Genomic DNA, 14,834 nt, shown 5'->3' with positions numbered 1-14,834 from the left:
GCCGAATGCCCGATCCCGACCCGCCAGTGCCCGAGTCCGAGTCCGAGTCCGAGTCCGAGTCCGAGTCCGAGCCCGAGCCCGAGCCCGACAGGGTGGCCGCCGCGCTGCGGGCTTCGGGCATCGGCATCTGGCTCCAGACGCTGCCTTCGGGCGAACTGGCCTGGAACGACCACCTCCGCGCGCACCTCCACCTTCCGGCCAATGCCCGACCGGACATGGCGTTGCTCCTGCAGCAGGTGGACGAGCGGGACCGGGAGTGGGTGCGCCGGTCCATCCACCGCACGGTCGAGGAGAACCAGCCGTTCGACGAGGTGTTCCGCACCGTCGGGCCGGGCGGCATGCTGAAGTGGATCCATGCCGTCGGCGGGCTCGTGCGGCCCGGCCCCGGGGCGTCGCGATTCGACGGGATCACGATCGACGTCACCCAGCAGGTCGACGTCCATCGGCGGCTGCGCCAGTTCGCCGACGCGGCGCCGGGCATGCTGTGGATCACCGAATCCGATGGTTCCTGCAGCTTCCTGTCGCGCGGCTGGACCGAATTCACCGGCCAGCCGGAGGCCGACGGGCTCGGCATCGGCTGGCTGGAGATGGTGCATCCGGACGACCGCGAGCACGCCGCGGCCACCTTCCGCAAGGCCAACGAGGAGCGGGCCGAGTTCGCGATGGAGCACCGGCTGCACGGCGCCGACGGCCACTGGCGCTGGGTGATCGACGCCGGCCGTCCACGGCTGGGCGCCGGCGGCGAATTTTTGGGTTTCGTCGGCTCGGTGACCGACATCCACGACCGGCGCATGGTCGAGGACCGGCTGCGCCGCAGCGAGGAGCGCTATCGCGCCTTGGTGGCCAACAGCTCCGAAGGCATCTGGCGCATGGAGTACCAGCCGCCGGTGGACACCCGGCTGCCGCACGAGGCGCAGGTGCAGGCCCTGCTGCACAACGGCCGCTTCGCCGAATGCAACGACGTCTTCGCGCGCATGTACGGCCTGGCCTCGCCGGCCGACGTGGTCGGCCATGGGCTGGAACTGATGCTGGACGGCGACAGCCGGCAGGCGCACGACTACCTGCTCGCCCTGGTGCGCTCGGGCTATCGGGCGCACGAGGTGGAATCGCTGGAGCATGGGCGGGACGGCGAGCCGCTCTGGTTCGCCAACAACTTCTCCGGCGTGATCGAGGACGGCCTGCTGGTGCGGGCCTGGGGCACGCAACGCAACATCACCCCGCGCAAGCGGGCCGAGGCGGCGCTGGTCGAGGCCGACCGCCGCAAGGACGAATTCCTGGCGACGCTGGCGCACGAGCTGCGCAACCCGCTGGCCCCGATCCGCGCCTCGGCCGAGCTGCTGCGCCTGATCGGCCGGGGCGATGCCCGGCTGAGCCGGCACGCCGAGGTGATCGGCCGCCAGGTAGGGCACCTCGCCCGCATGATCGACGACCTGATGGACGCCAGCCGGATCAGCCGCGGCAAGCTGGAGCTGCGGCTAGGGCCGGTCGTTCTGCAGGACGTGGTGCGATCGGCGCTGGACAACGTGCAGGGCGAACTGCAGGTCGGCCAGCATCCGCTCGAATTGCAGATGCCGTCCGAACCCATCCGGCTGGTCGGCGACGAGGTCCGGCTGGTGCAGGTTGTGCAGAACCTGCTGACCAACGCCGCGCGCTACTCGGCCGATGGGCGGCCGATCGCGATCACGCTGGCCACCGAGGAGGGATCGGCCGTGCTGCGGGTGCGCGACCAGGGCGTCGGCATTGCGGCCGACCAGCTGCCGCGCCTGTTCGACCTGTTCTACCAAGGCGGCAGCGAGTCGGAGCGGGCCACCGGCGGCCTGGGCATAGGCCTGCCGCTGGCCAGGCTGCTGGCCGAGCTGCACCACGGCTCGGTCGAGGCGCACAGCCCGGGGCTGGGCCAGGGCAGCGAGTTCACCGTCCGCCTGCCCCTGCCGGCGGAGCCGGTCACCGTGCCGGGCGCCGGCGGCGATGCGCAGGCGCACGGCGTGCCCGGGCGGCGCGTGCTGATCGTGGACGACAACCGCGATGCGGCCGACCTGCTGGCCGAGGTGCTGCGCCTGATGGGCGACGAGGTCAGCACGGCCTACGACGGCGTCGAGGGGCTGGCCCGGGCCGAGTCCTTCCGGCCGGAGGTCGTGGTGCTCGACCTGGGCATGCCGCGGCTGGACGGCTACGGCACCTGCCGGGCGCTGCGTGCCACCGAATGGGGCAAGGGCATGACCGTGCTGGCGCTGACCGGTTGGGGCCAGCCGGCGGACCAGCAGCGCGCCGCGGAGGCCGGCTTCGACGGCCACCTGGTCAAGCCGGTCGCGCCGGAGCTGCTGGTACGCACCATCGACGAGCTGGTGGACCGCCGCGCCGCGGCCGGGGCCGCCTCGGCACCGGCTCCCTAGCCGCGCAGCGCGGCCGCCTCGCGCGCGAGCTGCGCGATGCGGTCCCAGTCGCCGGCCTTCACCGCGTCGGCCGGCGTCAGCCAGGAGCCGCCGACGCACACCACGTTGGGCAGGGACAGGAAGTCGCGCGCGTTCGCGGCCGTGACGCCACCGGTGGGGCAGAACCGGACGTCGTGGAAGGGCCCGGACAGCGCCTTGAGCATCGCGGCCCCGCCAGCCTGCAGCGCGGGAAAGAACTTCAGCTCGGTCCAGCCGCCTTCCTGCGCCTGCAGGATCTCGCTGCCGGTGGCCACGCCCGGCAGCAGCGGCAGCCCCAGCTCGCGGCAGGCCTGGCCGATCGCGGGCGTATAGCCGGGGCTGACGGCGAAGCGCGCCCCGGCGGCCGCCGCGGCCTGCGCGTCGGCCGCGCTGCGCACCGTGCCCGCACCCGGCACGGCGGCAGGCACCTCGGCGGCGATTGCCTCGATGCAGGCCAGTGCCGCGGGGGTGCGCATCGTCACTTCCAGCATCCGGATGCCGCCGCCCACCAGGGCGCGCGCCAGCGGCACCGCCTGTGCGACGTCGTCCAGCACGATCACCGGGATCACCGCGGCGTCCTGCATCACGTCCAGCGCCGTGAGCATGCCGTCGGGGGTCACAGCCATGTGCAGGCCCCCTGCTCCGCTTCGGTGGCGTTGCGCCGCATCGCCGCGAACAGCTCGCGCCCCAGCCGGACGCCATTGGCGGCGCGCTGGGCATCGCCGATGCGGGCCGGCTCGCGCCGCATCCACTCCTCGTGCGGCACCAGCGCCTGCAGCTGGCCGGCGTCGGCATCGAGCCGCACCACGTCGCCGTCGCGCAGCAGGGCCAGCGGTCCGCCGGCCGCGGCCTCGGGCGACACGTGGATGGCCGCGGGCACCTTGCCGGAGGCGCCGCTCATGCGCCCGTCGGTGACCAGCGCGACGCGGTAACCCTTGCCCTGCAGCACGGCCAGCGTGGGCGTGAGCTTGTGCAGCTCCGGCATGCCGTTGGCCTGCGGCCCCTGCCAGCGCACCACGCACACCAGCCCGTTGCTGCCGTTGGTCCGGCAGGCCTGCTCCAGCTCGCCGGCCTGGAAGGCCTTCTGCAGCGCTTCCTGGGTGTCGAAGATGCGGGCCGGCGCCTCGATCAGGTGGCGGTCGGCGGGCACCGCCGACACCTTGATCACGCAGCGGCCCAGATTGCCCGTGAGCAGCTTGCAGCCGCCGGTGGGGCTGAAGGGATCGGCAGCGGGCCGCAGGATCGCCGGGTCGCGGGTCTGTCCGACGTCGCGCCAGGCGAGCGCGCCGGCCTCCATCGCCGGCTCGCGCGTGTAGGCACGCAGGCCGTCCTCGCGCACCGTCAGCACGTCCTCGTGCATCAGCCCGGCGTCCAGCAGTTCGCGGATCACGAAGCCCGGCCCGCCGGCGGCCTGGAACGCGTTCACGTCGGCCTGGCCGTTGGGGTACACGCGCGCCAGCAGCGGGACCACCGACGAGAGTTGCGCGAAATCGTCCCAGTCGATCCGGATGCCGGCGGCGCGCGCCACCGCCACCCAGTGGATCAGGTGGTTGGTCGAGCCGCCGGTGGCCAGCAGCGCCGCCATCGCGTTGACGATGCAGCGCTCGTCCACCTGCCGGCCGATCGGCAGGAAGCGGCGCGCGCGGACGTTGCCCAGCACGGTGCGCACCGCCTCGCGCGTGAGCGCCTCGCGCAGCCCCTCGCCGGGGTTGATGAAGGCGGCGCCCGGCACGTGCAGGCCCATGGCCTCCATCAGCATCTGGTTGCTGTTGGCCGTGCCGTAGAAGGTGCAGGTGCCCGGCGCGTGGTAGGCCTTCATCTCGGCGTCCATCAGCGCCTCGCGGCCCACCTGCCCCTGGGCGGCCAGTTCGCGCACGTGCGCCTTCTCCGCATTCGACAGCCCGCTGGGCATGGGCCCGCCCGGCACGAACACGGTGGGCAGGTGGCCGAACTGCAGCGCGCCGATCAGCAGGCCGGGCACGATCTTGTCGCAGATGCCCAGCATCAGCGCGGCGTCGAACACGTCGTGGCTGAGCGACACGGCGGTGGCCATGGCGATCACGTCGCGCGAGAACAGCGACAGGTCCATGGCCGGCGTGCCCTGGGTGACACCGTCGCACATGGCCGGCACCCCGCCCGCGACCTGGCAGGTGGCGCCGTTGCGCCGCGCCTCGTCCTTGATCAGGTCGGGGTAGCGGGCGTACGGCGCATGCGAGGAGATCACGTCGTTGTAGGCCGTGACGATGCCGATGTTGGGCAGGCGCTGCACGACGACCTTGCGCTTCTCGTCGGCCGGCAGCGCGGCGATGGCGTGGGCGACGTTGGCGCAGCCCAGCCGGTCGCTGCCGCGCTCGCGCGCCGCCATCTCGTCCACCTGCTGCAGGTAGGCGCCGCGCGTGGCTGCGCTGCGCTCGCGGATGCGGTCGGTGACCCGGGCCACCACGGAATTCAGTTGCATGGGCTTGCGGGGCGGGAGGGAGGGGATCGGTTCATCCTACCCCCAAGCCATGACCCGGCAGGCAGGGCGGTGACCCCGTCGTTACGAATGCGAACGCCGCCCGCGCTACAGTGGCCCTCCATGAGCCTGATGCCGGAACCCTTGCGCGACCCAGTGCCGATGCTGGAGAAGGCGCTGGCGGACTGGGGCGGGCGCGAGGACCTGTGGATCTTCGGCTACGGCTCGCTGATCTGGAACCCCGAGTTCGCCTTCGCCGAGCGCCGCCCGGCCCGCGTGCTGGGCTGGCACCGCGCGCTGAAGATGTGGAGCCGCGTCAACCGCGGCACGCCGGAGAACCCGGGCCTGGTGTTCGGGCTGCTGCCCGGCGGCAGCTGCCAGGGCGTTGTGTTCCGCATCCCGCGCGAGGCGGGCAGCGAGGTACTGACGGCCTTGTGGGGGCGCGAGATGCCCACCGGCGTGTACGACCCGCGCTGGCTCAGCTGCCGCACGCCCGGCGGCACGGTGACCGGCCTGGCTTTCACGCTCTCGAAGAAGAGTCCCAACCACACCGGCGTGCTCACCGAGGAGCAGTACCGCCGCATCTTCAGCGTCGCCAGCGGCCGCTACGGCACCACCCTCGACTACGCGGCCCGTACGCTGGAGGAACTGCGCCGGCACAACATCCGGGACCGGCATCTCGAACGCCTGCTCAAGCTGATCGAATAGCCGGCGCAGCCACCCGGCTTGACTGCGCTCAAGCCCCTTCCCGCCGCCTGCGGCACCATGGGACGACATGGACCGCCGCGCTCTCCCGGACCAGCTCCTCGCGCTCTACCCGGCCCTGGCCGAGGTGCTCGCCGCCGGTGGCCTGCCGCCCGGCCTCGCGCCGACCAGCGTCCCGGCCGGCACCACGCTGTTCACGGAACACGAACCCTGCAAGGGCTTTCCGCTGGTGCTGGAGGGCGAGGTGCGCGTGGCACGCCGCTCCGGCGACGGCCGCTCCATGGAGCTGTACCGCGTCGGCCCCGGCGAGCTGTGCCTGGTGTCCAGCGCCTGCCTGTTCCGCTCGCAGCCGCTGGCGGCGCACGGCGTGGCTACCCGGCCGACCACGCTGCTGCTGGTCGATGCTGGCACCTTCCGGCGCTGGCTGGACCTGCCCGCCTTCCGCGACCACGTGATGGCCCTGTTCGCGCAGCGCATGGCGGACCTCGGCGCGCTGGTCGACGCCATCGCCTTCCACAAGCTCGATCGCCGGCTGGCCGCCGCGCTCCTCGGGCAGGGACAGGAACTCGCCGTGACCCACCAGGAACTGGCCGACCGGCTCGGGACGGTGCGCGAGATCGTCACGCGGCTGCTGCGCCGCTTCGAGCGCGAAGGCTGGATCGAGCTGGCGCGCGAGCGCATCCGCATCGTCGACAGCGCGGCGCTGCGCCGGCAGGCGGAGGGTCTGTAACCCAGGTCACCGACGGGCTGGCGGCCGGCCGGTCCAATGGGTCCGTGCCAACCGCAAGGAGTTCGAACCATGAAGACCAATCTCGGCAGCCTGGACCGGGGCCTGCGCATCGCCGCTGGCCTCGTCCTCATCGCCCTCGCCGCCACAGGCACCGTCGGCTGGTGGGGCTGGCTGGGCGTCATCCCGCTGGCCACCGGCCTGGTCGGCTGGTGCCTGCCCTACCAGTTGCTGGGCATCAACACCTGCCCCCTGCATCGAAAGACCTGAAGGAAAAGCACCCATGCACCCCTACCCGCACCACTACAGCGTCCAGGCCCGGGGCGGCGCCGAAGGCACGGTGTCGCTCGGCTCGGCCGGGCTGCCGGCGCTGGAGAGCACCCCACCGCCGGAGTTCGACGGCCCGCCCGGCTACTGGTCGCCCGAGACCCTGCTGCTGGCGGCGGCGGCCGACTGCTACCTGCTGTCGTTCCGCGCCGTGGCCCGAGCCTCCAAGCTGGCCTGGACCGACCTGAAGGTGGACGTGCAGGGCGTGCTCGACCGCATCGAGGGCGTCACCCGCTTCACCGAGCTGCGCTTCGTGGCCACGCTGCGCATCCCCGCCGCCGACCAGGAGCACCTGGCCGGCAACGTGCTGGAGAAGGCCAAGAAGGTCTGCCTGATCACCAACTCGCTGACGGCGCGCAGCGAGCTGAAGCCGACGGTGCTGGTCGGCGGCTGAGGCCGCAACCCGCGGCCTAGCGGAAGTCGCGGCTGCGGCTGCGGCGCCCCAGCCGGCCCAGCAGCGGCGTCAGGTCCTCCAGCCCCTCGGCGATCAGGTGGCACACGCGGCCATCGCTGGCCGCGTCGCGCTGCCAGGTGCCGTGCACGGCCAGCAGGCGGGCATGCATCAGCGCCTCGCGCTGCTGCTCGCGCACGCTCTTCCAGACGATCACGTTGACCGGGCCGGTCTCGTCTTCCAGCGTGACGAAGATGGTGCCGTTGGCGGTGGACGGCTGCTGGCGCACCGTGACCAGGCCGCAGGCCGAGGCGGGGCTGCCATCGGGCAGCTGCTGCAGCTGCCGCGAGTCCCGCAAGCGCATGCGCGCGAGCCTGGGCCGCAGCAGCTCGACCGGGTGCCGCCGCAAGGTGAGGCCCAGCGAGTCGTAGTCGAACACGATCTCCTCGCCCTCGTGCGCCGCGGGCAGCGCCAGCGCCTCCTCGCGGATCGGCGCGTGCTGCAGCAGCTCGGGCGCGCGGCGCTGGGCCGAGGCTTCCCACACCTGCTGGCGACGGTGGCCGGCCAGCGACTGCAGCGCATCGCCGGCGGCCAGTGCGGCCAGGTCCTGCACGTCCAGCCGGGCGCGCAGCGCCAGGTCCTCGGTGTCGGCGAAGGGGCCGTTCGCGCGGGCTTCCGGGATGCGCCGCGCGGCCTCCTCGCGCAGCCCGCCCACCAACCGCAGCCCCAGTCGCACCGCCGGCTGCGCCCGGTCGCCCTCCAGCGTGCAGTCCCAGTCGCTGGCCGACACGTCCGGCGGCAGCACCGGCACGCCGTGCCGCTGCGCGTCCTGCACCAGCTGCGAGGGCGCGTAGAAGCCCATGGGCTGGGAGTTCAGCATCGCCGCCAGGAAGCAGGCCGGCTCGTGGCACTTGAGCCAGCTGCTGGACCAGGCCAGCAGCGCGAAGCTGTAGGCGTGGCTTTCCGGGAAGCCGTAATCGCCGAAGCCCTTGATCTGCTCGTAGATGCGGTCGGCGAACTCGGCGCCGTAGCCGTTGGCGCGCATCCCGCCCTTCAGCCGCGCCTCGAACTTCTCCAGCCCGCCCTTGCGCTTCCAGGCGGCCATGGCGCGGCGCAGCGCGTCGGCCTCGGTGGCGGTGAAGCCGGCGGCGAGCATGGAGATCTCCATCACCTGCTCCTGGAAGATCGGGATGCCCAGCGTGCGCTCCAGTGCCTTCTTCAGTCGCGGCTCGGCGCCGTCGTAGCGCGAGCGCTCGTACTCGATCGCCTCGCCTTTCGCCTTGCGCTCGCGCGCCCTCAGGTACGGGTGGACCATGCCGCCGGTGATGGGGCCGGGCCGCACGATGGCCACCTGCACCACCAGGTCGTAGAACTCGCGCGGCTTCAGCCGCGGCAGCATGGACATCTGGGCGCGGCTCTCGATCTGGAACACGCCCACCGTGTCGGCGCGCCGGATCATCTCGTAGGTGGCCTCGTCGTGGGTCGGGATGTCGTAGCGCGTGAAGGGCGTGCCGCGCCGCTGCGACACCAGGTCGATGCAGCGGCGCACCGCGCTGAGCATGCCCAGCGCCAGCACGTCGACCTTCATCAGGCCCATGTCCTCCAGGTCGTCCTTGTCCCACTGGATGATGGAACGGTCGGGCATGGCGGCGTTCTCCACCGGCACGAGGCGCGTGAGCTTCGTCTGCGTCAGCACGAAGCCGCCCACGTGCTGCGACAGGTGGCGCGGAAAGCCCATGAGTTCGCGCGCCAGTTCCAGCCACAGCGCCGCCTGGTGCGGCGGCAGCGGCACGCCGCCGCGCGCCGCCATCTCGCGCAGGCGCTCGGGCGCCAGCCGGTCGTCGAACCAGAAGTGGTCCTTGGCGAAGGCGTCGACCAGCGGCGCGGGCACGCCCAGCGCCTTGCCGACGTCGCGGATCGCACTGCGGGTGCGGTAGCCGATCACCACGGCGGCGATGGCGGCGCGCGCGCGGCCGTACTTGCCGTAGATGTACTGGATCACCTCCTCGCGCCGCTCGTGCTCGAAGTCGACGTCGATGTCGGGCGGCTCGTTGCGCCGGTCCACGCTGATGAAGCGCTCCAGCAGCGGTTTGGACAGCATCGGGTCCATGGCCGTGATGCCCAGGCAGAAGCACACCACCGAGTTGGCCGCCGAGCCGCGGCCCTGGCACAGGATGCCCTTGGAGACGGCGAAGCGCACGATGTCGTGCACCGTCAGGAAGAACATCTCGTAGCGGCACTGCTCGATCAGCGGCAGTTCCTTCTCCAGCAGCTCCACCACGCGCTGCGGGATGCCCTGCGGATAGCGCTCCTTCGCCCCCTCGTAGGTGAGCTGGCGCAGCGCCTGGGTGGGCGTCAGGCCGGGCGGCACCGTCTCCAGCGGGTAGTCGTAGCGGATCTCCGCCAGCTCGAAGCGGCAGCGGCCGGCCACCTGCAGCGTGGCGTCCAGCAGTTCGCGCGGGTACAGCTCGGCCAGCCGCTTGCGCTGGCGCAGGTGGCGCTCGGCATTGCCCTGCAGCTCCAGGCCGCAGTCGGCCACCGCCTTGCCCAGGCGCACGGCGGTGATCGCGTCCTGCAGCGGCTTGCGCGAGCGCGCGTGCATGTGCACGTCGCCGGTGGCCACCAGCGGCACGCCGGTACGCGCGCCCGCTTCGCGCAGGTCGGCCAGCCAGAGGTCGTCGTCGATGCGGTGCGGCAGGTTGACGGCCAGCCACAGGCCGTCGCCGTAGAGCGCGCGCAGGGCCTGCAGGCGGCGGCACAAGGCGTCGAGGTCCAGGCGCTGGCCTTGGGGCCGCTGCGGCGCGAACAGGATCTCGCAGCCTTGCAGCCGGCGCAGATCGCTGGTTTCCCAGCCGACCGAATACCGGCCCTTGGGCGCGGCGGTGCGCGCCGCGGTGATGAACTCGCACAGGCCGCCCCAGCCGGCCAGGTCGCGCGCGATGGCGACCAGCCGGCCGTCGCCGAAGTCGAACTCCGATCCGTACAGCAGCCGGAACGGCCGCAGCCGGCGCTGGTCCGGATAGGCCTCTTCCAGCCGCCGGATGAAGTCGAAGTAGTCGCGCAGCCCGGACCAGGCGCGCACCACGCCGGCCACCGAGCATTCGTCGGTGATGGCCAGCGCCTCGTAGCCCAGGTCGTACGCACGCCGCACCAGCTCCTGCGGATGCGAGGCGCCGCGCTGGAAGCTGAAGTTGCTCAGGCAGTGCAGCTCGACGTAGCGCGGCAGCAGGTCCGGCCCGCTGCCCAGCACCGGCGGCAGCCGCTCCTCGTCCAGCAGCGGCCTGGGCTTGACGGCGCCCTCAGGCATACAGGCCCTGCAGGTACCAGGCGAAGCGGCCCGACTCCGCGAGGCCGTGCGCCAGCTGGCGCGGCCGCTCGCGGTAGATCCACACCAGCCCGGCCTGCGGGCTGCGGGCGATGAAGTAGTCGCGCAGGGTCGGGCCGGTTTCCTCCCACCACGCCGTCTCGACCCGGTACAGGCGCGCCAGCCGGTGCAGCGGGCCGCCGAAGCACGGCGTCTCGCCCTGCAGGCGCAGGCGCAGCGGCTGCGGCAGCAGCCAGGTGGGATAGAGGGCGTCGCTGTCCGCGCAGGGCATGGCGTCGTGGGCCTTGGCCGGGCGCCAGCCCTGCTTGCATTCGGGCCGGTGGTCCTGCTGCGCCTGCGGCACCAGCACGCTGTCCTCGCCCAGGCGCACCGACAGGCGCTCGACCAGCTGGTGCAGCCGCTCGCCCTCGGCCTGCTCCTGCGGCAGCAGGCTGGCGGTGGCGCCGGCCCAGGGCACGGTCTCCAGCGAGCGCAGGCGCAGGTGGTTGGCCGGGGCCGCCAGCTTGGCACGCGCCAGCTGCTCGCCCACCAGCCGGCGCAGGTGCGCCATCTCCTGCGTGGGCCGGGCGGTGCGCACCGGCAGCTGCTCCTTCGGCGGCAGCGCCACGCCGTCGAGGCGGCGCAGGTCCAGCGTCCACTCCAGCTCCAGTCCCAGCACGCCGCGGTTGCGCGCCTGCAGCCAGTGCTGCAGCAGGCCCAGCAGCCGTTCGGCGGCCGGCATCAGCTCCGGGGCCGAGGTCGCCAGGCAGGCCAGTTCCACATCGAGGTCGAAGGCTTCGGGCAGCACCTCCCAGCGGTACTGCTCGGGACGCTCGCCCCAGGCCGCGTCCAGCGCCGCCAGCAGCTCGGCGCCGAAGCGGCGCGACAGGCCGCCGCGCGGCAACGCGCGCAACTGGCCCCAGGTGCGGATGCCGGTGCGCTCCAGCAGCGGCACGTGCGGGACGGCGGCGTCCAGCAGTTCCAGCGGCAGCTCGTCGGGGATGCGCGCGGGCGCCGCTTGCGACAGCCGCTTGCAGCGCAGCAGCGCCAGCGCCACCAGCGAGGTCGGCCCGGCCGCCCAGCACGGCGGCTGCAGGTCGGTGCGGGACTTCAGCAGCAGCTGCAGCAGCCCGCGGCGGCCGCCGAACAGCCGCAGGCTGGCCGAGACCTCCAGCAGGATGGCTTCCTCCACCCGCACCACGCGCGGGGTGAAGCGCAGGGCCCACCAGGTCCAGGCGAGGCGCTCGCCGTCAAGGGACGGTGACAAGGCGATCCAGTACATGCGATCTCCTGTGCTCGGGTTGGGGGATGGGTGCGCCCGGCGCACCGCGGCGGCGCGAGTCCAGCAGGGCCTGCAGGCGGGCCGGCAGCGCCGGCAGCGCGATCGGCTCGTCCAGCGGCGGGCCCTTGCGCTTGAGGATGCGCAGCTGCAGTTCGTCCACCCCGTCCAGCAGCAGCCGCAGCGGCGCCGGGCTGGCCTGGCGCTGCGCGTCCGGGCCGCGCAGCACGAACAGCAGCTTGCGGTGCCGGCGCGCCGCCAGGTGCAGGCGGCGCAGCTCCTGCGGGCGCGCCTGCGGCAGCCAGGCCAGCAGGCCCAGCACGTCGGCGCAGCGCAGCGCCTGCTCGGCCGCCCACAGGCGGGCGGCGGCGGCATCGGTGCGGATCCACAGCAGGCGGTCGGCGGCCAGGCCCTGAGCCGCCAGCGCCGGGCCGAACGGCGGGTGCGGCGCGCCGACCAGCGCGACCGGGCCGGGCTGCTCGCGGGTCAGCCGAGCCAGCGCCGGCAGCACCAGCTGCCAGACCGGCCGGTGCGGGCGCGGTTCGATCAGCTCGACCAGGCTGCCCACCGGCCAGCCGCCGCCGGGCAGCTGCCGGTCCAGCGCGGCGTGCCCGCTGGGCAGCGCGCAGGCCTCCGGCGCGAGGTCCTGCACGCGCCAGACATCGGGGACAGCCAGGGCTGCAGCGGGCTGCATGGGTGGGTCGGGGTTCGGGAAATCGGGGCAAGGAAAAGGCTGGTTATTTATACAGTAAACTGGAGCCCGCGTCTGCCACTCCCCGCCCCTGTCGCGCTGTCGGCCGGGGCCTCCGTGGCATCCTTGCCCCCTTGTTCCGCCGCTTCGAAAAACTCCTCCATCCCTATCCCGAAGCCGAGCCGGCGCTGCCGCCCACGGGCTTCGTTTCCTTCGTCTGGGCCTGCACGGCCGGCCTGCGCGGCTACATTGGCTGGCTGGCGCTGCTGAGCGCCTGCGTCTCGGCCTACGAGGCGCTGCTGTTCTGGATGCTGGGCCGCATCGTCGACTGGCTGGGCGTGGTGCCGCCGCAGCGCCTGTGGGCCGACTACGGCCTCCTGCTCCAGCTGCTGGGCGCCGTGCTGCTGGCCAGCATCGTGCTGGTCGCGCTGCAGGCCATCGTCAAGCACCAGACGCTGGCGATCAACTTCCCGCTGCGGCTGCGCTGGAACTTCCACCGCCTGATGCTGGGCCAGAGCCTGGCCTTCTACGCCGACGAGTTCGCCGGCCGCATCACCACCAAGGTGATGCAGACCGGGCTGGCGGTGCGCGAGATGGTGTTCACCACCACCGAGGTGATCATCGGCATCGGCATCTACTTCATCACCATCGTGGCGCTGGCCGGCCACTTCGACCCTCGCCTGATGCTGCCCTTCCTGGCCTGGCTGGCCTGCTACGGCGTGTCGGTCTGGTACTTCGTGCCGCGGCTGGGCCGCATCGGCAAGGCGCAGGCCGACGCGCGGGCCATGATGACCGGGCGCATCACCGACGCCTACACCAACATCTCCACCGTCAAGCTGTTCTCGCACACCCAGCGCGAGGCCGGCTTCGCCCGCGCGGCCATGCACGAGTTCATGACCACCGGCTACCGCCAGATGCGGCTGGTCAGCGCCTTCGAGATCGTCAACCACGCGCTGGTGGTCGGCCTGATCCTGGGGGCCACCGGCTACGCGCTGCAGCTGTGGTCGCAGGAGCAGGTCGGCCCCGGCGCGGTGGCGGCGGTGGCCGCGATGGGCCTGCGCATCAGCGGCATGTCGCACTGGATCATGTGGGAGATGGCCTCGCTGTTCGAGAACGTGGGCACGGTGCAGGACGGCATGGCCACGCTGACGCGGCCGCCGGCGGTGGTCGACCGCCCCGATGCCAGGCCGCTGCAGGTGACGCGCGGCGAGGTGGTGTTCGAGCGCGTGCGCTTCGGCTACGGCAAGCCCGAGCCGGTGATCGCCGACTTCGACCTCGTCGTGCGGCCGGGCGAGAAGATCGGCCTGATCGGCCGCTCCGGCGCCGGCAAGTCGACGCTGGTCAACCTGCTGCTGCGTTTCTACGACGTTGACGGCGGGCGCATCCTGATCGACGGCCAGGACATCTCGCAGGTCACGCAGGACAGCCTGCGCAGCCACATCGGCATGGTGACGCAGGACACCTCGCTGCTGCACCGCTCGGTGCGCGACAACATCCTGTACGGCCGCCCCGGCGCCAGCGAGGAGGAGATGCTGATGGCGGCCCGGCGCGCGCACGCGCACGAGTTCGTCCAGGGCCTGTCCGACCGGCACGGCCGCAAGGGCTACGACGCGCACGTCGGCGAGCGCGGGGTCAAGCTCTCCGGCGGCCAGCGCCAGCGCATCGCGATCGCGCGCGTGATGCTCAAGGACGCGCCCATCCTGCTGCTCGACGAGGCCACCAGCGCGCTCGACTCGGAGGTGGAGGTCGCGATCCAGGCCAGCCTCGACGAGCTGATGCAGGGCAAGACCGTGATCGCCATCGCGCACCGCCTGTCCACCATCGCTGCGATGGACCGGCTGGTGGTGATGGACCAGGGCCGCATCGTGGAGGAAGGCGACCACCGCAGCCTGCTGGCGCAGGGCGGCCTGTATGCGCGCCTGTGGGCGCACCAGAGCGGCGGCTTTTTGGGAGAGAGCACCGAATGACCCGACCGCTGCAGGCGATCGATTTCGAGGCCGATTCGCACGTGGTGGCGCAGGCGCTGATCGGCGCCACGCTGCTGATCGACGGGGTCGGCGGGCGCATCGTCGAGACCGAGGCCTACGACCGCGAGGACCCGGCCTCGCACGCCTTTTCCGGCCCGACCACGCGCAACGCCTCCATGTTCGGACCGCCAGGCCGCGCCTACGTCTACCGCTCCTACGGCATCCACTGGTGCCTGAACTTCGTCTGCCGCGAGGCCGGCCATGGCGCCGGGGTGCTGATCCGCGCGCTGGAGCCCACCCACGGGCTCGAGACCATGCGCGAGCGGCGCGGCCTGCACGAGGACCGCCTGCTGTGCTCCGGCCCCGGCAAGCTGGGCCAGGCGCTGGCCATCACGCACGCCATGAACGGTCACCGCCTCGATCGCGCGCCGTTCCAGGTGCTCGCCGCCGACGACGGGGCGGCGATCGAGGTCATCGCCGGCCCCCGCATCGGGATCAGCAAGGCGGTCGACGTGCCCTGGCGCTTCGGGCTGAAGGGCTCGCGCTACCTGAGCCGGCGGTTCTGAGTCGCCAGCCG

At 72.7% G+C, this 14,834-nt stretch carries 12 protein-coding genes; 7 read left to right on the top strand and 5 right to left on the bottom strand.

Translation table 11 applies throughout. The annotated features are described in order from the left end of the window. Positions 1 to 5: 5 nt before the first annotated feature. Entirely contained in the window at positions 6 to 2,393 is a 2,388-nt protein-coding gene (locus VEC03_RS12865; protein WP_324915797.1) for a PAS domain S-box protein, read from the top strand. On the opposite strand, the gene eda is transcribed toward VEC03_RS12865, so the two are convergent. Together eda and edd are read right to left on the bottom strand one after the other, a co-directional pair. Beyond that, the gene (gene eda, locus VEC03_RS12860) at positions 2,390 to 3,037 is read right to left on the bottom strand and encodes a bifunctional 4-hydroxy-2-oxoglutarate aldolase/2-dehydro-3-deoxy-phosphogluconate aldolase (protein WP_324915796.1); all 648 of its coding nucleotides are present in this window, start codon (positions 3,035 to 3,037) and stop codon (positions 2,390 to 2,392) included. The two genes, VEC03_RS12865 and eda, sit on opposite strands and share 4 nt — an antisense overlap. Beyond that, positions 3,028 to 4,869, bottom strand: a complete 1,842-nt coding sequence (gene edd / locus VEC03_RS12855; protein WP_324915795.1) for a phosphogluconate dehydratase — start codon at positions 4,867 to 4,869, stop codon at positions 3,028 to 3,030. The genes eda and edd overlap by 10 nt, the downstream gene beginning before the upstream one ends. Before the next feature lie 120 nt (positions 4,870 to 4,989). Here edd and VEC03_RS12850 point away from each other — a divergent pair, with 120 nt between their 5' ends. The 4 genes from VEC03_RS12850 to VEC03_RS12835 all read left to right on the top strand — a co-directional run bounded on the left by VEC03_RS12850 (position 4,990) and on the right by VEC03_RS12835 (position 7,019). Continuing rightward, a complete protein-coding gene (locus VEC03_RS12850; RefSeq protein ID WP_324915794.1) occupies positions 4,990 to 5,574 on the top strand; it encodes a gamma-glutamylcyclotransferase in 585 nt (194 codons plus the stop codon). 67 nt (positions 5,575 to 5,641) lie between these two features. Then, complete coding sequence (locus VEC03_RS12845; protein WP_324915792.1) at positions 5,642 to 6,301, top strand: Crp/Fnr family transcriptional regulator; 660 nt, start codon at positions 5,642 to 5,644, stop codon at positions 6,299 to 6,301. A gap of 69 nt (positions 6,302 to 6,370) precedes the next feature. Beyond that, entirely contained in the window at positions 6,371 to 6,568 is a 198-nt protein-coding gene (locus VEC03_RS12840; RefSeq protein ID WP_324915791.1) for a DUF2892 domain-containing protein, read from the top strand. A gap of 13 nt (positions 6,569 to 6,581) precedes the next feature. Then, positions 6,582 to 7,019, top strand: a complete 438-nt coding sequence (locus tag VEC03_RS12835; protein WP_324915790.1) for an OsmC family protein — start codon at positions 6,582 to 6,584, stop codon at positions 7,017 to 7,019. Between the two features lie 16 nt (positions 7,020 to 7,035). Here VEC03_RS12835 and VEC03_RS12830 read toward each other — a convergent pair whose 3' ends face one another. The 3 genes from VEC03_RS12830 to imuA are packed head-to-tail and all read right to left on the bottom strand — an operon-like array spanning position 7,036 to position 12,293. After that, complete coding sequence (locus tag VEC03_RS12830) at positions 7,036 to 10,323, bottom strand: error-prone DNA polymerase (RefSeq protein WP_324915788.1); 3,288 nt, start codon at positions 10,321 to 10,323, stop codon at positions 7,036 to 7,038. After that, complete coding sequence (locus tag VEC03_RS12825; protein ID WP_324915787.1) at positions 10,316 to 11,602, bottom strand: DNA polymerase Y family protein; 1,287 nt, start codon at positions 11,600 to 11,602, stop codon at positions 10,316 to 10,318. The genes VEC03_RS12830 and VEC03_RS12825 overlap by 8 nt, the downstream gene beginning before the upstream one ends. After that, positions 11,571 to 12,293 (bottom strand): translesion DNA synthesis-associated protein ImuA, encoded by a 723-nt coding sequence (gene imuA / locus VEC03_RS12820; RefSeq protein WP_324915785.1) that lies wholly within the window; start codon positions 12,291 to 12,293, stop codon positions 11,571 to 11,573. The genes VEC03_RS12825 and imuA overlap by 32 nt, the downstream gene beginning before the upstream one ends. Positions 12,294 to 12,424: 131 nt before the next feature. Here imuA and VEC03_RS12815 point away from each other — a divergent pair, with 131 nt between their 5' ends. Then, positions 12,425 to 14,257 (top strand): ABC transporter ATP-binding protein, encoded by a 1,833-nt coding sequence (locus VEC03_RS12815; protein WP_324915783.1) that lies wholly within the window; start codon positions 12,425 to 12,427, stop codon positions 14,255 to 14,257. After that, positions 14,254 to 14,823: a DNA-3-methyladenine glycosylase gene (locus VEC03_RS12810; protein WP_324915781.1), complete on the top strand. Its 570-nt coding sequence runs from the start codon at positions 14,254 to 14,256 to the stop codon at positions 14,821 to 14,823. The genes VEC03_RS12815 and VEC03_RS12810 overlap by 4 nt, the downstream gene beginning before the upstream one ends. Positions 14,824 to 14,834: the final 11 nt, after the last annotated feature.

It is taken from the genome of Ramlibacter sp. (assembly GCF_035627355.1).
In the GTDB taxonomy this organism is placed as follows: Bacteria; Pseudomonadota; Gammaproteobacteria; order Burkholderiales; family Burkholderiaceae_C; genus Ramlibacter.
This window is presented reverse-complemented; position numbering and strand designations above follow the sequence as displayed.